20 protein-coding genes and 1 riboswitch are annotated in these 21891 nt (G+C 69.2%); of the genes, 5 read left to right on the top strand and 15 right to left on the bottom strand.

Going from position 1 to position 21891, the window contains the following annotated elements:
* Positions 1–119 precede the first annotated feature (119 nt).
* From ACFWXC_RS42640 to ACFWXC_RS42650, 3 genes are all read right to left on the bottom strand, one after another.
* On the bottom strand, positions 120–1154 hold the full coding sequence (locus tag ACFWXC_RS42640; RefSeq protein WP_384487789.1) for an NlpC/P60 family protein: 1035 nt from the start codon (positions 1152–1154) through the stop codon (positions 120–122).
* A gap of 210 nt (positions 1155–1364) precedes the next feature.
* Entirely contained in the window at positions 1365–2708 is a 1344-nt protein-coding gene (locus ACFWXC_RS42645) for an NYN domain-containing protein (protein ID WP_384487791.1), read from the bottom strand.
* A gap of 40 nt (positions 2709–2748) precedes the next feature.
* A complete protein-coding gene (locus tag ACFWXC_RS42650; protein ID WP_009309707.1) occupies positions 2749–2988 on the bottom strand; it encodes a hypothetical protein in 240 nt (79 codons plus the stop codon).
* 152 nt (positions 2989–3140) lie between these two features.
* On the opposite strand from ACFWXC_RS42650, the gene ACFWXC_RS42655 reads away from it, so the two are divergent.
* Together ACFWXC_RS42655 and ACFWXC_RS42660 are read left to right on the top strand one after the other, a co-directional pair.
* Complete coding sequence (locus ACFWXC_RS42655) at positions 3141–3884, top strand: rhomboid family intramembrane serine protease (protein ID WP_384487831.1); 744 nt, start codon at positions 3141–3143, stop codon at positions 3882–3884.
* Positions 3881–4162 (top strand): Lrp/AsnC family transcriptional regulator, encoded by a 282-nt coding sequence (locus ACFWXC_RS42660; protein WP_024882613.1) that lies wholly within the window; start codon positions 3881–3883, stop codon positions 4160–4162. The genes ACFWXC_RS42655 and ACFWXC_RS42660 overlap by 4 nt, the downstream gene beginning before the upstream one ends.
* On the opposite strand, the gene ACFWXC_RS42665 is transcribed toward ACFWXC_RS42660, so the two are convergent.
* The 7 genes from ACFWXC_RS42665 to ACFWXC_RS42695 all read right to left on the bottom strand — a co-directional run bounded on the left by ACFWXC_RS42665 (position 4163) and on the right by ACFWXC_RS42695 (position 13540).
* The gene (locus tag ACFWXC_RS42665) at positions 4163–6310 is read right to left on the bottom strand and encodes a PQQ-binding-like beta-propeller repeat protein (protein WP_384487794.1); all 2148 of its coding nucleotides are present in this window, start codon (positions 6308–6310) and stop codon (positions 4163–4165) included.
* Between the two features lie 68 nt (positions 6311–6378).
* Positions 6379–7755: an aminotransferase class V-fold PLP-dependent enzyme gene (locus ACFWXC_RS42670; protein ID WP_384487796.1), complete on the bottom strand. Its 1377-nt coding sequence runs from the start codon at positions 7753–7755 to the stop codon at positions 6379–6381.
* A 144-nt stretch (positions 7756–7899) separates the two neighbouring features.
* A riboswitch (SAM riboswitch) is annotated at positions 7900–8016 on the bottom strand.
* A gap of 99 nt (positions 8017–8115) precedes the next feature.
* Positions 8116–9180, bottom strand: a complete 1065-nt coding sequence (trpD, locus tag ACFWXC_RS42675; protein WP_384487798.1) for an anthranilate phosphoribosyltransferase — start codon at positions 9178–9180, stop codon at positions 8116–8118.
* 133 nt (positions 9181–9313) lie between these two features.
* A complete protein-coding gene (locus tag ACFWXC_RS42680) occupies positions 9314–10978 on the bottom strand; it encodes a cytochrome bc complex cytochrome b subunit (RefSeq protein ID WP_384487800.1) in 1665 nt (554 codons plus the stop codon).
* A complete protein-coding gene (locus tag ACFWXC_RS42685) occupies positions 10975–12033 on the bottom strand; it encodes a Rieske 2Fe-2S domain-containing protein (protein ID WP_384487802.1) in 1059 nt (352 codons plus the stop codon). The genes ACFWXC_RS42680 and ACFWXC_RS42685 overlap by 4 nt, the downstream gene beginning before the upstream one ends.
* Positions 12030–12842 carry a c-type cytochrome gene (locus tag ACFWXC_RS42690; RefSeq protein WP_384487804.1) on the bottom strand — a complete coding sequence of 271 codons (813 nt, stop codon included), beginning with the start codon at positions 12840–12842 and terminating at the stop codon, positions 12030–12032. Before ACFWXC_RS42690 ends, ACFWXC_RS42685 begins: the two co-directional genes overlap by 4 nt.
* 77 nt (positions 12843–12919) lie before the next feature.
* Entirely contained in the window at positions 12920–13540 is a 621-nt protein-coding gene (locus ACFWXC_RS42695; RefSeq protein WP_351695412.1) for a heme-copper oxidase subunit III, read from the bottom strand.
* Positions 13541–13718: 178 nt separating this feature from the next.
* Between ACFWXC_RS42695 and ACFWXC_RS42700 the strand changes: the two genes are divergently transcribed.
* On the top strand, positions 13719–14120 hold the full coding sequence (locus ACFWXC_RS42700) for a hypothetical protein (RefSeq protein ID WP_384487806.1): 402 nt from the start codon (positions 13719–13721) through the stop codon (positions 14118–14120).
* 104 nt (positions 14121–14224) lie between these two features.
* Here the strand turns inward: ACFWXC_RS42700 and ACFWXC_RS42705 are convergent, their stop codons facing one another.
* From ACFWXC_RS42705 to coxB, 4 genes are all read right to left on the bottom strand, one after another.
* Positions 14225–15487 (bottom strand): Ig-like domain-containing protein, encoded by a 1263-nt coding sequence (locus ACFWXC_RS42705; protein ID WP_384487808.1) that lies wholly within the window; start codon positions 15485–15487, stop codon positions 14225–14227.
* A 152-nt stretch (positions 15488–15639) separates the two neighbouring features.
* Entirely contained in the window at positions 15640–16038 is a 399-nt protein-coding gene (locus tag ACFWXC_RS42710; protein ID WP_384487810.1) for a cytochrome c oxidase subunit 4, read from the bottom strand.
* Complete coding sequence (gene ctaD / locus ACFWXC_RS42715) at positions 16035–17765, bottom strand: cytochrome c oxidase subunit I (protein WP_384487812.1); 1731 nt, start codon at positions 17763–17765, stop codon at positions 16035–16037. Before ctaD ends, ACFWXC_RS42710 begins: the two co-directional genes overlap by 4 nt.
* Entirely contained in the window at positions 17762–18724 is a 963-nt protein-coding gene (gene coxB / locus ACFWXC_RS42720; RefSeq protein ID WP_384487814.1) for a cytochrome c oxidase subunit II, read from the bottom strand. The genes ctaD and coxB overlap by 4 nt, the downstream gene beginning before the upstream one ends.
* A gap of 324 nt (positions 18725–19048) precedes the next feature.
* Here coxB and ACFWXC_RS42725 point away from each other — a divergent pair, with 324 nt between their 5' ends.
* Positions 19049–20425: a cysteine desulfurase/sulfurtransferase TusA family protein gene (locus tag ACFWXC_RS42725; protein WP_384487816.1), complete on the top strand. Its 1377-nt coding sequence runs from the start codon at positions 19049–19051 to the stop codon at positions 20423–20425.
* An 83-nt stretch (positions 20426–20508) separates the two neighbouring features.
* Here ACFWXC_RS42725 and ACFWXC_RS42730 read toward each other — a convergent pair whose 3' ends face one another.
* Positions 20509–21483: a carbohydrate kinase family protein gene (locus ACFWXC_RS42730; protein WP_384487818.1), complete on the bottom strand. Its 975-nt coding sequence runs from the start codon at positions 21481–21483 to the stop codon at positions 20509–20511.
* Between the two features lie 133 nt (positions 21484–21616).
* Here ACFWXC_RS42730 and ACFWXC_RS42735 point away from each other — a divergent pair, with 133 nt between their 5' ends.
* The gene (locus tag ACFWXC_RS42735) at positions 21617–21826 is read left to right on the top strand and encodes a hypothetical protein (RefSeq protein WP_093503947.1); all 210 of its coding nucleotides are present in this window, start codon (positions 21617–21619) and stop codon (positions 21824–21826) included.
* The last annotated feature ends 65 nt before the right edge of the window (positions 21827–21891 follow it).

Consider the following 21891-nt stretch of genomic DNA (forward strand, 5'->3'; position numbering starts at 1 on the left):
GCCGCTGACGCAGGTCACCGGCGGGGCGTGGAGTCATCTTCGGTTGTCGCGATTCGCCCGTTCGGGCGCCACCCCGGGTTGATCTTGGGCCGTACGGGTGTCGCCGTAACCCGCTGGGGTCAGATCCGGACGCCGAACTCGAACGTCATGTTGCCGATCGCCTCGTAGCGCACCACGGCGCCGGTGTGCGGGGCGTGCAGTACCTGGCCGTTGCCCGCGTAGAGGCCGACGTGGTGGTAGTCGCCGTAGAAGATCACCAGGTCGCCGACCTTGAGGTCGCTCTGGCTGTAGATGCGGGTGCCGGCGTTGGCCTGGGCCTCGGAGGTGCGGGGGATGGTGACGCCGGCCTGGGCGTAGGCCCAGGAGGTCAGGCCCGAGCAGTCGAAGGAGGACGGTCCGGAGGCGCCGTAGACGTACGGCGAGCCGATCACGGACTGGGCGGCGGCGAAGGCGGAGGCGGCCCGGCCGGAGGCGGAGCCGGTGTTGCCGAGGTCCACGCGGGAGGAGGCGCGGCTGGCGGCCTGGGCCTGCTCGGCGTCCAGGGCGGCCTTCTCCTTGGCCGTCAGGGTGTTGAGGAGCTTCTGCGCGTCGGCGAGCTTGGACTGGACGGCGCTCTTCTGCTTGGCCAGCTCGGTGCGGGTGGCGGAGAGGTCCTTGAGCTTGTCCGTCGCCTCTGCCCGCTCCTGGGCGAGTTCGCGCTGTTTGTCCTGAATCTTCTTCAGGGCCTCGACCTGCTGGCCGCTCAACTGGTCGAGCGTGGACGCCTTGTCGAGGTAGTCGTCCGGGTCGGACGAGAGGAAGAGCTGGACCGACGGGTCTATGCCGCCGGAGCGGTACTGCGCGGTGGCCAGCGAACCGAGGCTGTCGCGCAGCTTGTTGAGGTCCTCCTGACCACGGGCCACATTGTCCTGGATCGTGGAGATTTCCTTCTGCAGCTTCTGCTGCTTCTCCTTGGCTCCGTCCAGCTTCTCGGTGGCCTGCTCGGCCTCCTCGTAGAGCTTGTCGACCTTCGCCTTGACCTCGTCCTTGGTCAGCTTCTCACTGGGCGCCGCGTTGGCGGCGTTGGCGCTGAGGACGACGGCAGCGGCGGCTGCGGTGGTCAGCACGGTCACGCGCGCGCGACTCGGCTGCTTGGGTCGACGATGGGACGCCACGGAGACGGGCTCCTTCGTTTGAGTGATCACCCGTGTGGAGGTTCGAGGCCCGACCCTAGTGACCTTCCTGTGATCAGTTCAAACCCAACAGCGAAAAAACTGGTCACGCAACGCACTCTTTGCACATAACTCACGTGCCGTAATGCTCGATTGACGCTACGTTGCGTGACGGTTCGGTCAATTCGGGCATTGCATATGTCCGTTGAACCTTCAGGACAGTCGCTTCAGAAGCATCGCAGAAGCCACCGGACGGGCACCCGCCTTGGCGACCCCGTCGGCGACCTCGCGGTCGGTCGAGGCGACGATCACCGGGCGGCCCGGCGGCTCGGCGCGCACCAGCTGGCGGATCAGTTCGTCCGCGGTGACACCGGGCTTGGAGAAGAGGACCCTGACCCCGCGCGGCGGGGCGAGCAGCACCGGCGCGGCCAGTTCGGCGCCGTCGAAGACGCAGGTGACCTCGGCGCCGGTCTGCGCGGCCAGCTGGGAGAGCTGGCCGAGCAGCCGCAGCCGCTGCTTCTCCAGCGGCATCTGCGGATAGCCGGTCTTGGTCACGTTGTAGCCGTCGACGACCAAGTGCGCCTGAGGCAGGGCGAGTAGCTGATTGAGAATGGCCGGGTCGTTCTCGGAGAGCGCCCGGGCCGCGATGTCCTTCGGGGTCATTCGTCCCGGTTCGACCGCATCCACGGTCTCGGCGGGCCGCACCGACACCGGCGGCAGCGCCAGTTCGCGGCGCAGGCCCTGGGCCGCGTCCAGGACGGTGTCGAGCAGCAGCCGTACTCGCATGTCCTCGACGCTGCGTCCCTCGCGGGCGGCCCGGCGGCTGGCCTCCAGGGCGGCCTCGACCTCACCGAGCCGGGCCTTGAGCCGCCGGCCCTCGCTCTCGGCGGCGGACACCTGGGCCTGCCCCTCGGTGCGCAGCGACTCCGTCTCGGCCTGCATCTTGCGCAGCGCGGCCTCACCGCGCTTGACGTCACTGAGGGCCGCGCGCAGCTTGCGGTGAAGCGATTCCGCTTCCCTCTTCGCCGAGTCCAGCTCGGCGCGCAGCCGCTCCGTCTCGGCACGGGTCTGTTCCCGGGCCCGGTCCAGCTCCTCGCGCAGCCGCTCCAGCTCGGCCCGGCTCTCCTCGTCGGCGCGTTCGGCGTCGGCCCGCTGGGCCTCCTCGCCGGCCGCCGCCACCAGCTTCACCCAGCCCGTGGGGCGCAGCACGTAGGCCGCGGCCGCCACGTCGAGCGGGTCCGCGGCCGGGGGCGGGGAGCCGGAGTCGAGGGCGCCGGCGAGTTCCGGCTGGGCCTCTCTGAGCTTCTCCCCGATCCGCTGCCGGAAGAGGGTGTCCGTCTCCAGCGCCGTCGCCATGGCGTTCCCGGCGAACTTGGCTCGACGATTCGGTGCGAAACGGGCGTACTGCCGCAGCTGGGCGGGCAGTTCGGCGACGGTCAGCCCGCCGAAGCCGTCCGACACGATCTGTACGACACGCCGTCGCACGCCGTCGGGCAGCGGACGGTCAAGCACCTCAGCGGTGCCGTCGCCCGGCCCCCCGCCTGCGGTCTCCACCATCCGTCACACCCCATCACCTGTGCGAGGCCGCCTCCCGGTCTCAGGAGTCGGCACCCGGCCTGTCCACGAGTTCCACCTGGTCCACCGCGTTGCACCAGCGGCAGCGCACCGACTCGATGGTCTCACTGACCACCTCGCGCTCCTCGACCTTGGGCTCACCGGCCAGGTCGAGGTGCACGTACTCCACGACCTTCGACGAGCGGGTCACGTCGAAGCGCGTGAGGTTGCCGCAGAGGGTGCAGCGCCACCGCGTCGTGGCGGTCGGCAGGGGAACCGTCATCGTGGCTGTTCGCTTCCTTCTAGTGTCCGTGACGCGCCGTCCCGACGCGTGTGGCTCGTTACCCTACGGCCTGGCGCGTACTCGACGCCGCCCTGTCCACGGCGGCGAGGCGATCCGCACCGGTGCATCCCGTTACGCCATGCTCTATGTCCATGATCGGCAACTGGAACACGACGGCCGTCCGGACCCTGCGGAGCCTGCGGAGCACGTCGGCACCCATGACGTACACCCTGATCGCCGTGTGCTGCCTGATCTTCGTGCTCGGCCCGGCGTCCGGCTTCACCCCGTCCTACGGCACCGGGGACGCCCTGGCGGCCGCCCAGCGCGCGTACTTCCGGCGCTGGGGGGTGGTTCCCGCCGACCTGTTCGACGGTCCGGCGCGGGAGGCGCTCACCCCGGCCACGGCGCTGTTCATCCACGGCAGCTGGGTGCACCTGCTCGGCAACATGCTCTTCCTCTTCGTCTTCGGGGCGATGACCGAGGAGCGGATGGGCCGCGTGGAGTTCACCCTCTTCTACCTCGGCTGCGGCTACCTCGCACTGCTCGGCTACGCGGCCGCCAACGCCTCGTCCCAGCAGTCGCTGGTGGGGGCGTCCGGGGCGATCTCGGCGGTCCTCGGAGCGTTCCTGTACCTGTTCCCCAGCGCCCGCGTGACCAGTCTTCTGCCGTTCCTCTTCTTCCTTCCGCTCCGGTTCCCGGCCTGGGTGGTGCTCCCCTTCTGGGCGGCCCTGCAGTGGCTCGCCCTGGACCAGGCCCCCTCCGGCCCCGGCGTGGCCTACCTCGCCCATCTGGTCGGCTTCGGACTCGGTCTCGGCTACGCGTGGGTGCGGTACGGCCGTGGGACTAAAGTGAAGGCCGCCCCAGCTCCGGCTCCCGAGGGAGAGAACCAGCCGTGATCACCGCGATCGTCCTCATCAAGACCAGCGTGGACCGGATCCCCGAGATCGCGGAACAGATCGCCGCGCTGGACAGCGTCAGCGAGGTCTTCTCCGTCACCGGTACGTACGACCTGATCGCCATGGTCCGGGTGCGCGAGCACGAGGACCTGGCCGAGGTGATCCCGGGGCGGATCAGCAAGATCCAGGGCGTGGAGGGCACGGACACGCACGTCGCGTTCCGCACGTACTCCCAGCACGACCTGGAGGCGGCGTTCGCCATCGGCCTGGACAGCTAGTCAGGCCTTGAGGGCGAGGACGGTGATGCCGTCGGCGGTCGCGACGTAGATCCGGCCGTCGCGGGCGACCGGGCTCTGGGTCCCGGTCGACGCCCCGCCCTCGACGCGCTTGCGCCAGGTGCGCCCGCCCCGGCGGTTCACGCCGAAGAGCGTCGAGCCCTGGCGTACGTAGAGGGTGCCGCCCGCGACCGTGGGATCGCTGTACTGGGTGCCCTCGCCGGTGAGCATGAGGTCCCACGCCTTCGATCCGTCGGCGGGGTCCAGGGCGACCAGCTCGTAACTGCTCGCGGTGACCGCCAGGCCGCCGAACGACACGCTCGTGAAGTAGCGGCCGCCGCTCGGCAGCTCGTTGCCGGACTTGTGCCAGAGCGCCTTGCCCGTCCGGCTGATGCCGTGCAGCATCTGCTCACCGCCCGACCCGGCCACCAGGACGTCCCCGATCAGCGCCGGGCGGCCGGTGTCACTGCCGGCCGCCGTCGCCCAGAGCCGCTTCCCGCTCTTCGCGTCCAGGGCCCGCACCTGATCCCCGAACGTGCCGACGTAGACCACCCCGTCCGCGACCATGGGCTCGCTGGTGGGCGCCGGCCCGGTCGGCGTGCTCCAGGCCACGCTGCCGTCGGGGGTGTACGCGCGCACCCCGCCCGCGTCCGTGGGGCCGTAGGACACCAGGACCAGGTCGCCCGCGGCCACCGGGACCTGGCTGTTCCCGGCGACCGGTCTGGTCCAGCGCACCCGGCCGCGCCGGTCGAGCGCGCAGAGCTTCGTGGAGCCCTCCCCGTTGTCGTACAGCAGGCAGTACACGCCGTCGGCGGTGGCGAGCGGGGGCATGACCGGGCCGCCCAGCGCGGTGCTCCAGACGGGGCGGCCGTTCGGCGTCACCGCGTGCAGCGAGCCGTCCGCCCCGCCGACGTACACCAGGTTCCCGTCGGCCGACACCGCCGCACACGGGCCGCGCTGCCCGCCCAGCCCCTGGACCGGGTACTGCCACCCCACCTGGGTCGCCGACGACGAGACCGTGCCGGTCCGCCCCTCCCGCACCGCCGGACCCGTGCCGGCCGAGGAGTCCCGCAGCCACAGCCACCCGCCGACGCCCCCGCCCGCCACGACCGCCGCACCGCCCGTCAGAGCCGCCAGCAGCCGCCGCCGTGAGGCCGGGGCGGCAGCCGGTGCGGCCACGGGCATGTCCGTGACTGTCGCGGGCGCCACGTACTCGACGCGGCTGTCCCGTTCCCCCGACCCGTGTTCCGGCACCCAGCGCTCATCGCTGTCCACGGTCCCCGATTCCGCCGTGGCGCGGCCGGCGTACCACCCCGCCCCGAGGCCTGCGCGGAGGGAACGCCCGGTGTGCCCCACCGCCGCGACCACGTCCGCGGGCGTCGGCCGCGCCCCGGGGTCGTCGCGCAGACAGGACTCCACGAGCTCCAGATGGTCCTTCGGTACGGCGGACAGGTCGACGTCCCCGGTCAGGATCCGCAGCAGGACGACCGAGTCCTGCCCCTCGCCGAAGGGTTCCCGTCCGCCCGCCGCGTACGCGAGGACCGCGCCCAGCGAGAAGACGTCACTGGCCGGTCCCACGTGGGCGCCGTTGCGGATCTGCTCGGGCGAGACATAGCCGACCGACCCGACGATCACCCCGGTCCGGGTCAGCGCGGTCCCTTCCAGGGCCCGGACGATCCCGAAGTCGATGACCCTCGGGCCGTCCGGCGCGAGCATGATGTTGGAGGGCTTCAGGTCCCGGTGCACCAGCCCCTTGGCGTGGATCGCGGCCAGCGCCTCGCCCAGCGCGGCCGCCAGCAGCCGTACCGCGCCGCCGGCCAGGGGACCGCCGTCGAGGATCGCGTCCCGCAGGTTCGGCCCGTCCACGTACTCGGTGGCCATCCACGGCCGTACGGCCTCGGTGTCCGCGTCCACGACGCGGGCGGTGTACGTCCCCGTGCCGCCGACGGTCTGCGCGGCCCGCACCTCGTGCCGGAACCGGGCCCTGAAGGTCCGGTCCTCCGCGTGTTCGGCGCGCACCACCTTCACGGCGAGCCGGAGACCACCGCGCGCCTCGGCGAGATACACCTCGCCCATGCCGCCGGATCCGAGTCTGCCCCGGACCTCGTAGGGACCGATGGTCCGAGGGTCCGTCTCGCGCAGCTCCTCCACCCCGTGCTCCCCCTGCCCTCCGTACAGCTGCCGAAGGAAGCGTATACGCGCGGCTGGACGTCAGTCCGTCAGACGGCCGGTACGCAACGGCCGTCCTCCGTACGGTAGTTCCACTTCGCGCCATCCCGGACCAGCTCCTTGACGGCATTCACGAACCGCTCCACATGCTCGTCCGGCGTCCCCGCCCCGAAGCTCACCCGGATCGCGTTCAGGGACTTCTCGCCCGGTGCCGCCTCCGGCGCCCCGCACTCGCCCTGGGTCTGGGGGTCGGAGCCCAGCAGGGTCCTGACCAGCGGGTGGGCGCAGAAGAGGCCGTCGCGGACGCCGATGCCGTACTCGGCGGAGAGGGCGGCGGCGAAGTGGGAGCTGTTCCAGCCGTCCACCACGAAGCTGATCACTCCGACCCGCGGGGCGTCGTCGCCGAAGAGGGAGAGGACCCGGACCTCGGGGACCTCGGCCAGCCCCGCCCGCACCTTCTCGATCAGGTACCGCTCGCGGGCGACCAGCGTGTCGAAGCCGGCCTCGGTCAGCGCCTTGCAGGCCGCGGCGATCGAGTAGGCGCCGATCACGTTCGGGGAGCCCGCCTCGTGGCGTGCGGCGCTCTCGTGCCACTCCACGGCCACTCCCCCGTCCTCGCGCCGGGTGACCTTGCGGCTGGCGCCGCCGCCGGCGAGGTACGGCTCGGCCGCCCGGAGCCAGTCGGCGCGGCCGGCCAGGACGCCGGAGCCGAAGGGGGCGTACAGCTTGTGGCCGGAGAAGGCGATCCAGTCGACGTCCAGCTCGCGGAGGCTCACCGGGTGGTGCGGGGCCAGCTGGGCCGCGTCCAGGACGATCCGGGCGCCGTGCGCATGGGCCGCCGCGGCCAGCTCCCGCACCGGCCACAGCTCGCCGGTGACGTTCGAGGCGCCGGTGACACAGACCAGGGCCGGGCCGTAGCCCCCTTCAATGGACACGGTGCGGTCGGCGAGGGCCTGCTCCAGGGTCTGGACGGCCTGGCGCGGGGTGCGCGGGGCGTCGAGGTAGGTGACCCGGGCGTCCTGCCAGGGCAGCAGGCTCGCGTGGTGTTCGGTCTCGAAGACGAAGACCTGGCAGTCGGCGGGGAGCGCGCGGGCCAGGAGGTTCAGGGAGTCCGTGGTCGAGCGGGTGAAGACCAGCTGGTCGTCGGGGCGGCAGTCGAGGAACTCGGCGACGGTCCGGCGGGCGTTCTCGAAGAGGTCCGTGGAGAGCTGGGAGAGGTAGCCGGCGCCGCGGTGGACGCTGCCGTAGTAGGGCGCGTAGGCGGCGACGTCGTCCCAGACCCGCTGGAGGGCGGGGGCGCTGGCCGCGTAGTCGAGGGCGGCGTAGGTGACCTCGCCGCCGGTGACGAGCGGGACGGTGACATCCTGGCCCAGAACGGGCAGGGGGGAACAAACCGACGGGGCGGAGACAGCGGTGGAGACGGACATGGCGGAACTCCCGTGAAAGGAAAGAAGAAAGTGAAAAGGGGTGCGCGGAAGTGGGGCTCGACGCCCTAGCGCATTCGCTTGCTCACGGGAGACTCCCTCGACGACCAGGATCCCTGGGCTGTGCTCATTCGGATGAGCGTGAGGGATCCGCGCTTGCCGCAGACCTCGCTGCCTGCGGCCTGGTCTTCACCCGGGGCACCCCGCCACGGACGGAGGGTTGCCGGACAGTCGGCCGGGGCCTCATGACTGTCACTCATGACCTGGATGGAAAAGTAGAGGAAGTGATCGCCGGCGCGCAACTTCTGTCCGGATGACGGACTGCCGAAGGCGCCGGCGTCACATGCTCCTGCGGCCCGGCGTCTACCGGTTGGTCGCCGCCGCCCAGCGCTCCAGCGTCCGCTTGGCCGCGCCCGAGTCGATCGACTCCGCCGCCTTGTCCATGCCGGCGCGGATCTGCTCGGCGAGCGTTCCGGTGCCCGGGTCCAGGGCCACCAGGGCCGCCGCCGAGTTCAGCAGGACCGCGTCGCGGACCGGGCCCGTCTCGCCGTCCAGGAGCCGGCGGGCGACCTCCGCGTTGTACGACGGGTCGCCGCCGCGCAGCGCCTCCACCGGGACCAGCTCGATTCCGGCGTCCCTCGGGTCGAAGGTCTCCTCGGTGACCTTGCCGTCGCGGACGATCCAGACGTGGGACGTGGCGGTGGTCGTCAGCTCGTCGAGGCCGTCGTCGCCGCGGAAGACCAGGGAGGAGTTGCCGCGTTCCGCGAAGACGCCCGCGACGACCGGTGCCATGCGCGGGTCCGCGACGCCGACCGCCTGGGCCCGCACCTGGGCGGGGTTGGTCAGCGGGCCGAGGATGTTGAACACCGTGCGGATGCCCAGCTGGCCGCGGGCCGCGCCCGCATGGCGCAGCGCCGGGTGGAACTTGACGGCGAAGCAGAAGGTGATGCCGGCCTCCTCGGCGACCTCGGCGACCCGCCGCGGGGTCAGGTCGAGGTTGACGCCGAGCTTCTCCAGCACGTCCGAGGCACCGGACGCGGAGGACGCCGCCCGGTTGCCGTGCTTGACGACCTTCGCCCCGGTGCCGGCCACCACCAGCGCCGACATCGTGGAGATGTTCACCGTCTTGGCGCCGTCACCGCCGGTGCCGACGATGTCGACCGTGCGGCCCGGTACCTCGATGACGTTGGCGTGCGCGTACATCGTGCGGACCAGGCCGTTGATCTCGTCGACCGTCTCGCCCTTCGCCCGCAGGGCGACGACGAAGCCGGCGATCTGGGCGTCGGTCGCCTGGCCGCGCATGATCTGGTCCATCGCCCAGGCCGTCGCGTCCGCGCTCTGGTCCTGGCCGTACAGCAGCGCGTTCAGCACCTCGGGCCAGGAACGGCCCGCCGCGGTGTCGCCTCCAGCGGGGGTCACAGCGCTCATAAGGCCGCTCCTGATGGTCGTACCGGCAAAACAACAGTGTCACGCCTACCCTATCCAGCCCCGGGCACGGCGAAGGGCCCCCATCCGTACACCGGACGGGGGCCCTTCGACCGTGGCGTGGCGACGCGGTCGATCAGTGGTGGCCGTGGCCGCTCGTGATCTCCTTGTACTCCTCGACGGTGGGCTTCGGGATCTGGTTGTCCTCGCCGTAATAGGCGCCGCTCAGCTTCGCGCGGAGCTTCTCGGATCCCTTGATCTTGCGCTCGACACCGTTCTCGTCCACCGCCGCGCCGACCTGGGCCGGCTCGTACTGGTGGTGGGCCGTGAGGGTGTGCAGCTGCTCCTGGCTGAGCGGCTCGTGCACCTCGATGAACTCACCGTGCGGCAGCCGCTTGATGATGCCGGTCTCACGACCGTGCAGCACCTTCTCGCGGTCCCGGCGCTGCAGGCCGAGGCAGATCCGCTTGGTGACGATGAACGCGATCACCGGTCCGGCGAAGAAGAAGATCCGGACGAACCAGGTCACGTCGTTGATCGACAGATGGAAGTGGGTGGCGATGAGGTCGTTGCCACCACCGATCAGGCCGACCATGTACACGGTCACCCAGGCGACACCGAACCCGGTACGGGTCGGGGCGTTGCGCGGGCGGTCCAGGATGTGGTGCTCGCTCTTGTCGCCGGTGACCCAGGACTCGATGAACGGGTAGAGCGCGATCGCGCCCAGCACCAGACCGAACAGGACCAGCGGGATGAAGACGCCCAGGACCAGGGTGTGGCCCCAGAAGTTGATCTCCCAGCCCGGCATGTAACGGATCAGACCCTCGGCGAAGCCCATGTACCAGTCGGGCTGGGCGCCAGTGGACACCTGGTCCGGACGGTAGGGGCCCATGGCCCAGATCGGGTTGATCTGGGTGGTCGCCGCGATGGCCGCGACGACACCGAAGACCAGGAAGAAGAAGCCTCCGGCCTTGGCCATGTAGACCGGCAGCAGCGGCATGCCGACGACGTTCTTCTCGGACTTTCCGGGACCCGCGAACTGCGTGTGCTTGTGGTAGAAGACCAGGATCAGGTGGCCCACCACCAGGCCGAGCATGATGCCCGGCAGCAGCAGGATGTGGATCGAGTAGAACCGCCCCACGAAGTCGTGGCCGGGGAACTCGCCGCCGAAGAGGAAGTACGAGATGTACGTGCCGACGATCGGCATCGACAGGATGGCGCCCTCGGTGAAGCGGACACCGGTGCCGGAGAGCAGGTCGTCCGGGAGCGAGTAACCGGTGAAGCCGGTGAACATGCCCAGGACGAACAGCAGGAAGCCGAAGAGCCAGTTGATCTCACGCGGCTTGCGGAACGCGCCGGTGAAGAACACGCGCATCATGTGCACGAACATGCCGGCGAGGAAGATCAGCGCGGCCCAGTGGTGGATCTGCCGGATGAGCAGACCACCGCGCACGTCGAAGGAGATGTGCAGGGTCGAGCTGAACGCCTCGGACATCAGCTGTCCCTGGAGCGGGACGTAGCTGCCGTGGTACACCACCTCGTTCATCGACGGGTGGAAGAACAGCGTCAGATACACACCCGTGAGGATGATGATGATGAAGCTGTACAGGCAGACCTCGCCCAACATGAACGACCAGTGGTCGGGGAAGATCTTGCGCATGTTGGACTTGGCCAGGGAGTAGATCCCGAGCCGTCCGTCGGCCCAGTCGGCGACACGCTCGCCGGCCGGGGCCTTCCCGCGCTCGTCGCGGCCCGCCGCGCCAGCGGCTGATGCCTGCGTGGAGTTCTCGTTAGTGCTCATCCGCGCTCCCAGAATGCAGGACCGACGGGCTCCTCGAAGTCGCCGAGCGCCTGGAGGTAGCCCTCCTCGCTCACACCGATGCGCAGCTGCGGCAGGGCGTGACCGGCCGGGCCGAAGATCACTCGGGCACCGTCGGAGAGGTCGAAGGTGGACTGGTGGCACGGGCAGAGCACGTGGTGGGTCTGCTGCTCGTACAGCGAGATCGGGCAGCCCACGTGGGTGCAGATCTTCGAGTAGGCCACGATGCCCTCGTGGGACCACTCCAGCTCGCGCTTGTCCTTGATGTTGTCCGGCTGCAGCCGGATGATCATCAGGGCCGCCTTCGCCATCACGTTCTGGAAGTCCTCCTGGGACTCCTCGACGCCCTCGGGCTTGGCGAAGGTCAGCGAGCCGACGGCGACGTCGGAGGGACGCAGCGGCTCGTTGGTGTTCATGTTGACGAGCAGCTTGCCCTTCGACCACGCCGTGTGGCGCAGCGAGGTGCCGGGCAGCGGGCCGAGGTCGCGCAGCAGCACGACACCGGAGAGCGGGACCAGGGTCAGCGCACCGAACATGGTGTTGCGGATCAGCTTGCGCCGGCCGAGCGCCGACTCCTTGGCACCCTCCTTGAAGTCGGCCAGGACCTTGGCCTTGACCTCCGGCGGGGCCGAGATGGCGTGCCGCTCGTCGGCGACCTCCACGTCGGACATCAGGGTGCGGGCCCAGTGGACCGCGCCCGCGCCGATGCAGAACAGCGCCACACCGAGGGTCAGACCCAGCGCGAAGTTCAGCGCGCTGATGTGACCGATCGGGAAGACGAAGATCGACTTGTCTTTCGGGATCGTCACATAGGAGGCGATGAAGCCGACGGTGGCCAGCATCGACACCGTGAACAGCAGGGCCACCACACGCTCGGACCGCTTGGCGGCCCGCTCGTCGATGTCCTGGATCCGGTGCTCGTGAGGCGGCAGACCGGGGTCCGCGAACGGGTTTTTCTCGTCCGCGATGCTCACGGCGCCGTGCGCGTGGCCCTGCTCAGCGGGCAGGTTCTCTTCTGGAATCTCTTGGCTACTCATGACTTCTTGGCCTTTGCGGTCCGAGCGGCGACCCAGACGGCGACCGCGATCAGGGCACCGAGACCGAAGATCCACGCGAACAGACCCTCGCTGACCGGCCCGAGGCCGCCCAGGTCGAGACCGCCGGGGTTCACCGTCTTGGGGCTGTTGACCGCGTCGAGGTACGCGATGATGTCCTTCTTGTTCTTCTCCGACAGCGTGGTGTCGGGGAAGGACGGCATGTTCTGCGGGCCGGTCTGCATGGCCTCGTACATGTGCTTCGGGGCGACGCCTTCCAGGCTCGGCGCGAACTTGCCCTTGGTCAGCGCGCCACCCGCACCCACGAAGTTGTGGCACTGCGCGCAGTTGGTGCGGAAGAGCTCGCCGCCCGCGGCGATGTCGGCACCGCCCGGGCCGTACTGCTCCTTGGTGGGCACCTCGGGACCGGCGCCCAGCGAGGCGATGTACGCCGCGAGCTGGTCGATCTGGGCCTGGGTGTAGATGTTCTTCTTCGCGACGACCTGCGGGCCCTGCGAGGTGGCGGCTGGCATACGGCCGGTGCCGACCTGGAAGTCGACGGCCGCGGCGCCCACGCCGACCAGGCTGGGACCGTCGGACGAACCCTGACCGCCGGTGCCGTGGCAGCTGGCACAGCCGACCGAGTAGAGCTTCTTGCCCTCCTCGATGGTCAGGGACTGGGAGGTTTCATCGGCCTGCGCCTGGCCCGCGGGCGCGAACGCGGCGTACAGCCCCCCAGTGGCCGCCAGCGCAAAGAGTAGGACGACGACCGCCGCCAGCGGATGGCGTCGTCGTGCGGAGAGCTTTTTCACGGATTACCCCGGTGTCAGGATCTTCTGCGTCGATGCTTCTGGGTTGTGCGCTTCTGCAGCGCGTGGAGCCGGCCTGGCTACTTGATCAGGTAGATCGTGGCGAAAAGGCCGATCCAGACGACATCGACGAAGTGCCAGTAGTAGGACACGACGATGGCCGCGGTCGCCTGCTCGTGCGTGAAGCGCTTCGCCGCGTAGGTGCGGCCGAGAACGAACAGGAAGGCGATGAGGCCGCCCGTCACGTGCATGCCGTGGAACCCGGTGGTCAGGTAGAACACCGAGCCGTACGGGTCGGAGGAGAGCGAGATCCCGTCCTCCTTCACCAGGCTGGTGTACTCGTAGATCTGACCGCCGATGAAGATCGCGCCCATCACGAAGGTGACGATGAACCAGCCCCGGAGCTTCTTCACGTCCCCGCGCTCGGCGGCGAACACGCCGAGCTGGCAGGTGAGGGAGGAGAGCACCAGGATCGTGGTGTTGGTCGCGGAGAACGGAATGTTGAGATGGCTCGCCATCTCCTTCCAGTGATCCGGACCGGTCACCGATCGCAGGGTGAAGTACATCGCGAAGAGGGCCGCGAAGAACATCAGCTCGGAACTCAGCCAGATGATGGTTCCGACGCTGGTGAGGTTCGGCCGATTGACCGACGGGTGCGCGTGCCCGGTTTCTACTGTCGTTGCTGTCGCCACGACCGACATTATGTCGGTCGCTTATCTCGCGCTCACTCCGGGGGGTGCCGTTCGGGGTGTCCGCAGCGTGTGTACTGCCCGGATGGCCCATCGAAGCGGTGTTCCAACAGGTGTTGACGAGGTGTCCGGGGGAGTAGCATCCGGCGCATCGGTCCTGTCCGTACGACGCTGACGTCTCGGAGGAACAATGCAGCCGACCGCCACGGTGCTGGTCTACAGCGACGATTCCAACACCCGCGAGCAGGTACGGCTGGCCGCCGGCCGGCGACCGGCTCCCGATGTGCCGTTCGTCGAGTTCCTGGAGTGCGCGACGCCTCAGGCGGTCGTCACCGAGCTGGACAAGGGCGGCATCGACGTGTGCGTGCTGGACGGCGAGGCCGTGCCGCTGGGGGGCATGGGGGTATGCCGGCAGATCAAGGACGAGGTGTTCAACTGCCCGCCGGTGCTGCTGCTCATCGGGCGGCCGCAGGACGCGTGGCTGGCCACGTGGAGCCGGGCGGACGCGGCTGTGACGCTGCCGGTGGATCCGGTGGAGTTCGCCTCGGCGCTGGCGTCTCTGCTGCGGCAGCAGAGGCTGCAGAGCGCCTAGGAGAGGGCGGGGCGCGGTGGGTTCGCGCGTGCGGGCCGCATGTGGCTGGTCGCGCCCGCGCGGCGGTAGCCGCATATCGACTACCGCCCCGCGCCCCTGGTTTCTCACACTGACGTCGGCTGCAAACGCACCGCGTCCTGGGGCTTCGGGCCGTCCGGGGTGCCGTTGACGAGGGCGCTGCCGTTGCGCCAGTCCTTCCAGGCGAGGTTCCAGTCGCCGAAGCCGTTGCCGAAGTTCTCCATCTCCTTGCCGTTGGAGTTGACCACCTTCACCACGTCACCCGGGTGGAACGTGTCGTAGAACCACTCGGCGTTCGAGGTGTTCATGCCGGTGCAGCCGTGGCTGACGTTCTCGTACCCCTGGGAGCCCACCGACCAGGGCGCGGCGTGCACGTACTCGCCCGACCAGGTCACCCGGGTGGCGTAGTAGACCGGGAGGTCGTACGAGTCCGAGGTGCCCTCGGCGATGCCGACCGTGGTGCCGCGCATGCGTACGAAGTACTGCTTCTCCAGGACGACCTTGACGCCGTTGCGGGTCTCGAAGCCCGCCTTGCCGGTGGTGATGGGGATCTGGTCGATCTCCTTGTCGTTCTTGTACACCGTCATCTGGTGGGCGGCGGCGTCCGTGACGGCGAGGAGCTTGTCGCCGATGGTGAGCTTCAGGGGCTTGGCCGCGCCGCCCCACAGCCGGTCGCTGATCTTGACGCCGTCCAGGTTGCTGTGCACCTGGAGGGTGGCGTGGGCCGGCCAGTAGTCCTTGGGCCGGTAGTGGAGTTCCTTGTCGCTCACCCAGTACCAGGCCCCCTCGACGGCGGGGACGGAGTCGACCCTGAGGGCACGCTCCACGACGGCGCGCTGGGCCTTGTCCTTGACCGCGTGGTCGAGTTGGGCGGTGACGGGCTGGCCGACGCCGTACTCGCCCCCCTTGGGGCCGAAGGTGACCTTCAGCCGCTGCTGGGTGGTGGGCATGCTGGTGTCGAAGGTGAGGACCTTGCGGCCGGGCGCGCCGTCCTCGTCCTCGGTGCTGACCTGGACCGTGTAGCGGGCGTTGGCGGCCAGCGGGGAGGTGCTGTGCCAGCGGCTGCCGTCGGCGTCGAGTTCGCCCGCCACATGGCGACCGGTGGCGTCCTCGGCCGTGACGTCCGTGATCCGGTCCTCGTCGTTCTTGACGACGACCTCCAGCGGCTTGTCGGGGTCGGCCCGCTTCCCGGCGCCGGTAGGGGTGTTGAAGGAGACCTGGTCCGCGGCGTCGTACGGCTTGTCCGACAGCGGGTTGCCGTCCGATCCGCAGGCGGTGACGCCCGCGCCGAGGGCGGTCACCAGCAGGGTGCAGCTGACGACGGTACGGGCGCACGGAGAGTGACTCATATGGTCACGCTATGAGAGGTTTTCCGGACCGGCACGCCAGGTACTCCGAACGGGGGACCCGCGCTGCGCCGAAGGCGGGAAGGGCCGTACGAGCGAGAGCCCGGACCCTCCTGACGGAGGGTCCGGGCTCTCGGTGCGCGTTCGGCGCGTGCTTACTGGGTGCGGCTCTCACCGCGGTAGTACTCGAACACCCAGCCGAAGAGGCCGATCATGATGATGGGCGCCGAGAAGTACAGCAGCCACCAGCCGACGGCGACACCGAGGAAGGCCAGCGCGCCACCGACACCGAGGGCGAGCGGCTGCCAGCTGTGCGGGCTGAAGAAGCCCACCTCGCCCGCCTCGTCCGCGACGTCGGCCTCCTTGTTGTCCTGGGCACCGGCGTCCACCCGCGAGGCCGTGAAGCCCAGGTAGAAGCCGATCATGATGCACAGGCCGAAGGCCATGAAGAGCGCCGTGGTACCGGCCGCCTCCTTCGACCACACGCCATAGACGATCGCCATGGCGAGGACGAAGACGGCAAGCCACACGAACATGCGGCCCTGGATCTTCACTTGCCGGCCTCCTTGCTGCCCGCGACAGCGGCGGCGACGTGACCGTGCTCCAGCTGCTCCAGGGCGGCGATCTCAGGGTGGTGCAGGTCGAACGCCGGGGATTCGCTGCGGATCCGCGGCAGGGTGACGAAGTTGTGCCGCGGCGGCGGGCAGGAGGTCGCCCACTCCAGCGAACGGCCGTAACCCCACGGGTCGTCGACCTCGACCTTCTTGCCGTACTTGGCCGTCTTCCACACGTTGTAGAGGAACGGCAGGATCGACAGGCCGAGCAGGAAGGAGCTGATCGACGAGATCGTGTTCAGGGTGGTGAAGCCGTCGGCCGCCAGGTAGTCGGCGTACCGGCGCGGCATGCCCTCGGCGCCCAGCCAGTGCTGGACCAGGAAGGTGCCGTGGAAGCCGATGAACAGCGTCCAGAAGGTGATCTTGCCGAGCCGTTCGTCGAGCATCTTGCCCGTCATCTTCGGCCACCAGAAGTGGAAGCCGGAGAACATCGCGAAGACGACCGTGCCGAAGACCACGTAGTGGAAGTGGGCCACCACGAAGTACGAGTCGGAGACGTGGAAGTCCATCGGCGGCGAGGCCAGGATGACACCGGTCAGACCACCGAAGGTGAAGGTGATCAGGAAGCCGGTGGCCCAGAGCATCGGGGTCTCGAAACTCAGTGACCCCTTCCACATCGTTCCGATCCAGTTGAAGAACTTCACACCGGTCGGGACCGCGATGAGGAACGTCATGAAGGAGAAGAACGGCAGCAGCACACCGCCGGTGACGTACATGTGGTGCGCCCACACCGTCACGGACAGACCCGCGATCGAGATGGTCGCCGCGATCAGACCCATGTAGCCGAACATCGGCTTGCGGGAGAAGACCGGGATGACCTCGGAGATGATGCCGAAGAACGGCAGGGCGATGATGTACACCTCTGGATGGCCGAAGAACCAGAAGAGGTGTTGCCAGAGCAACGCTCCGCCGTTTGCAGCGTCGAAGACATGTGCCCCGAATTTCCGATCCGCCTCCAGCGCGAACAGCGCGGCGGCGAGGACCGGGAAGGCGAGCAGGACCAGGACGGCGGTCAGCAGCACGTTCCACACGAAGATCGGCATCCGGAACATGGTCATGCCGGGCGCACGCATGCAGATGATCGTGGTGATGAAGTTGACCGCGCCGAGGATGGTGCCGAAGCCGGAGAAGGCCAGACCCATGATCCACATGTCGGCGCCGATACCCGGCGAGCGGACCGCGTCCGACAGCGGGCTGTAGGCGAACCAGCCGAAGTCGGCCGCGCCCTGCGGAGTGAGGAAGCCGCCGACGGCGATGGTCGAGCCGAACAGGTAGAGCCAGTAGGCGAACATGTTCAGCCGCGGGAACGCGACGTCGGGAGCGCCGATCTGGAGCGGCATGATCCAGTTCGTGAAGCCGGCGAACAGCGGCGTCGCGAACATCAGCAGCATGATCGTGCCGTGCATCGTGAACGCCTGGTTGAACTGCTCGTTCGACATGATCTGCAGACCGGGGCGAGCGAGCTCGGCGCGCATCAGCAGCGCCATCACACCGCCGATCAGGAAGAACACGAACGACGTGACCAGATAGAGCGTTCCGATGGTCTTGTGGTCGGTGGTCGTCAGCCACTTCACCACGACATTGCCGGGCTGCTTGCGCCTGACCGGCAGCTCGTCAGCGTACGAGCCTTCAGCCGCGGCACCCTGGGGTTCGTTGAGGATGCTCACAGGTTGTTCGTCTCCCGGTTCTTCTCGTGGCTCGTCTGCGCGATGCCGGCGGGAATGTAACCGGTCTGCCCCTTCTTGACGAGGTCCTTGAGGTGCTGCTGGTAACGCTCAGGCGAGACGACCTTCACGTTGAACAGCATCCGGGAGTGGTCGACGCCGCAGAGCTCGGCGCACTTGCCGAGGAAGGTGCCCTCCTGATTGGGAGTCACCTGGAACGCGTTGGTGTGGCCCGGGATGACGTCCAGCTTCATCAGGAACGGCACCACCCAGAAGGAGTGGATGACGTCACGCGAGGTGAGGACGAAGCGGACGGTCTCACCCTTGGGCAGCCAGAGCGTCGGACCGGGGTTGCCGGTCTGCGGGTTCTTGGTGCCCGGCGTACCGACGTCGTAGACGCCACCGGCGCCGGCCGGGAATTCCTTCTTGAACCGGTCCGGAATGGCGTCCAGGTTCGCGTCGGTCTTCGCGTCGCCGGTGACACCGTCGACGGGCGTGATGTAGTTGAAGCCCCAGCTCCACTGGAAGCCGACCACGTTGACCGTGACGTCGGGCTTCTTGTCGGTGAGGCTGAGAAGCTTTGTCTCGTCACGCGCGGTGAAGTAGAACAACACCGAGACGATGATGAGCGGAACCACCGTGTACAGCGCCTCGATCGGCATGTTGTACCGGGTCTGGGCCGGAACCTCGATCTTGGTGCGGCTGCGCCGGTGGAAGATGGCGCTCCAGATGATCAGACCCCACACCAGCACGCCGACGGCGAGCGCGGCGGCCCAGGAGCCCTGCCACAGGGAGAGGATCCGCGGAGCCTCTTCCGTGGTCGGGGTGGGCATACCAAGGCGGGGGAAGTCCTTGTATGTGCAACCGGTAGCGGTCGCAAGGACCAGGCCCGCGGTCATTGCCTGCAGCAGCTTCCGCCGCATCGGGCGCCGCGGCGAGCGGTCGGAGCCGTTGGGACTCACGTAGCGCCTTCCCGAGAGTCTCGCCCGCGCGGTTCGGCTGCGGCCTTCTCGCTGGTCGGTCGCCGCCCTGCGTCGGGCAGGGGTTTGGATGTTTATGCGGACCAAACCCTAGCCGACGCGATTCGGGGGTTCGCGGGGAGGGGGGCATACGCGCCGCGGGTCACTCCCTAGGGGTGGGAAAGCGCGCCCAATAGCTCGGGTTGTCGCGGTTTGTGTTGCGAGTGCGAGTGCGATGTGGCTTGTCGCGCCACGCGGCGGAGCCGCATATCGGTACGGCCCCGCCCCCTGGGTTCGCTGCACTTGAGGACGCTTTAACGTTGCCGTGTGTCCTACTTTGACGCTGCGTCCGCTGCCCCCCTCCATACTGTGGCCCGCCAGGCGTTGTTGGCCGCACTCGAAGACGGGTGGGCCGACCCTTCCCGTCTCTACCGCGAGGGGCGGAAGGCGCGCATGCTGCTGGACGCCGCCCGGGAGGCGGCTGCCGAAGCCGTCGGATGCCGTCCGGACGAACTGACTTTCACCCCGTCCGGAACCCGCTCCGTCCATACGGGTGTCGCGGGGGCTTTGGCCGGTCGCCGTCGCACCGGACGTCACCTGATCGTGTCAGCCGTCGAACACTCCTCGGTACTCCATTCGGCCGAGGTGTTCGAGGCCGAGGGCGGAGAGGTGACGCAGGTGCCGGTGCGGCGGAGCGGCGCGGTGGACGCCGAGTCGTACGCCGCCGTCCTCCGCCCCGACACCGCGCTCGCCTGCCTCCAGTCGGCCAACCACGAAGTGGGGACCGTGCAGCCGGTGGCGGCGGTGGCCGAGGTGTGCCGGGCGGCCGGGGTGCCGTTGCTGGTGGACGCGGCGCAGTCGCTCGGGTGGGGGCGGGTGGAGGGCGACTGGTCGTTGCTGACGGCGAGTGCGCACAAGTGGGGTGGGCCGAGCGGGGTCGGGCTGCTCGTCGTACGCAAGGGGGTGCGGTTCGCCGTCCAAGGGGCCTCGGACGAACGGGAGTCGGGGCGGGCGCCCGGCTTCGAGAACCTGCCGGCGATCGTCGCGGCGGCCGCCTCGCTGCGGGCCGTACGGGCGGAGGCCGAGCGGGAGGCCGTACGGCTGCGGGAGCTGACGGCGCGGATCCGGGCGCGGGTACCGGAGTTGGTCCCGGACGTGGAGGTGGTGGGGGACGCGGAGCGGCGGCTGCCGGGCATCGTCACCTTCTCCTGTCTCTATGTCGACGGAGAGACCCTGCTCCACGAACTCGACCGCGAGGGCTTCTCCGTGTCGTCCGGATCGTCCTGCACGAGCAGCACGCTGACGCCCAGCCATGTGCTGAAGGCGATGGGCGTCCTGAGCGAAGGGAACGTGCGGGTGTCCCTGCCGACGGGAGCCGCCGAGGCGGACGTCGACCGCTTCCTGGAGGTGCTGCCGGGGGTGGTGGCCGGGGTGCGGGAGAAGCTGGGGGCGCCGGTGCCGGTGGCGGCCGTCCAGGAGGACGTACTCGTCGTGGACGCCTTGGGCAAGCGGTGCCCGATCCCCGTGATCGAATTGGCGAAGGTCATCGGGACAGTGCCGGTGGGCGGCAGGGTGCGGGTCCTGTCCGACGACGAGGCGGCCCGTCTGGACATCCCGGCGTGGTGCGAGATGCGGAATCAGGAATACATCGGTGAGGAACCGGCGGAGCAAGGAACGGCGTACTTGGTCCGCCGGACCACCTGAACTGCCTCGGGGCGCGGGGCTGTGTCGATTTGCGGCTGCCGCCGCGTGTGCGCGACCAGCCCCCACGCCGCCGCACCCGAAACTCAGACCAGGTACCCGCGAACCTCTTCCGCGGCCTCGTCCCCGTACGCCTTCGTGAACCGCTCCATGAAGTGCCCACGGCGCAGCTGGTACTCCTGCGTCCCCACCGTCTCGATGACGAGGGTCGCCAGCATGCAGCCCACCTGGGCCGCCCGCTCCAGCGAGACCCCCCACGCCAGGCCCGAAAGGAACCCCGCGCGGAACGCGTCGCCGACGCCCGTCGGGTCGGCCTTGCGCTCCTCGTCGGGGCAGCCGACCTCGATGGCCTCCTCGCCGGCCTTCTCGATCCGCACCCCGCGGGCGCCCAGCGTGGTGACCCGGTGGCCGACCTTCCCGAGGATCTCCTCGTCGCTCCAGCCGGTCTTGGTCTCGATCAGCCCCTTCTCGTACTCGTTGGAGAAGAGGTACGTCGCGCCGTCCAGCAGTATCCGGATCTCGTCGCCGTTCATCCGGGCGATCTGCTGGGAGAAGTCGGCGGCGAAGGGGATGTCGCGGGCGCGGCACTCCTCCGTGTGGCGGAGCATGCCCTCGGGGTCGTCCGCGCCGATCAGGACCAGGTCGAGGCCGCCCACGCGGTCGGCGACGGTCTTCAGCTCGATCAGGCGGGCCTCGCTCATCGCGCCCGTGTAGAAGGAGCCGATCTGGTTGTGGTCGGCGTCGGTCGTGCACACGAAACGCGCGGTGTGCAGGGTCTCGGAGATGCGGACGGAGTCCGTGTCGACGCCGTGCCGGCCGAGCCAGGCCCGGTACTCGTCGAAGTCGAAGCCCGCCGCGCCCACCAGGACCGGCCGGGTGCCGAGCTGTCCCATGCCGAACGCGATGTTCGCGCCGACGCCGCCCCGGCGTACGTCCAGGTTGTCGACCAGGAAGGACAGCGAGACCGTGTGCAACTGGTCCGCGACGAGCTGGTCGGCGAAGCGGCCGGGGAAGGTCATGAGGTGGTCGGTGGCGATGGAGCCGGTGACTGCGATGCGCACGGCTGGGACTCTCCTGAGGGGGAGGCGTAATTGACAGTTAACGCTACCGGGTCGGCGGGCGCGCCCTGAAGGTGCCAAAACTACCCGATAGTAGATCTTTCTTCGCGGCGCCCGACGTGCATACCGTTCGGTCATGACGAACCTCAAGGTCCACGCCCCCGCTCCGGCCGACCTCGACGGCGACCTGGCGTCGCTGCGCGGTGACTGCGCGCGGATGGCCCCGCACTGGGCGGTTCCCGATCACAGCGATGCCCGGCCGGTGCCGCCGTCACTCATCCACGGGGTGACCGTGCCGAAGAAGTCCGCCAGGCTGCTGGACGCGATGTCCGACTACGGCGACTGAGCCGCCCGGCGCGTTTCAGGGAACCGCGCGCTCCCCTCCCGCGTCCCATCGCCGTCCCCCGTGAA

The sequence above is a fragment of the Streptomyces sp. NPDC058683 genome (assembly GCF_042716195.1).
Taxonomy (GTDB): Bacteria; Actinomycetota; Actinomycetes; order Streptomycetales; family Streptomycetaceae; genus Streptomyces.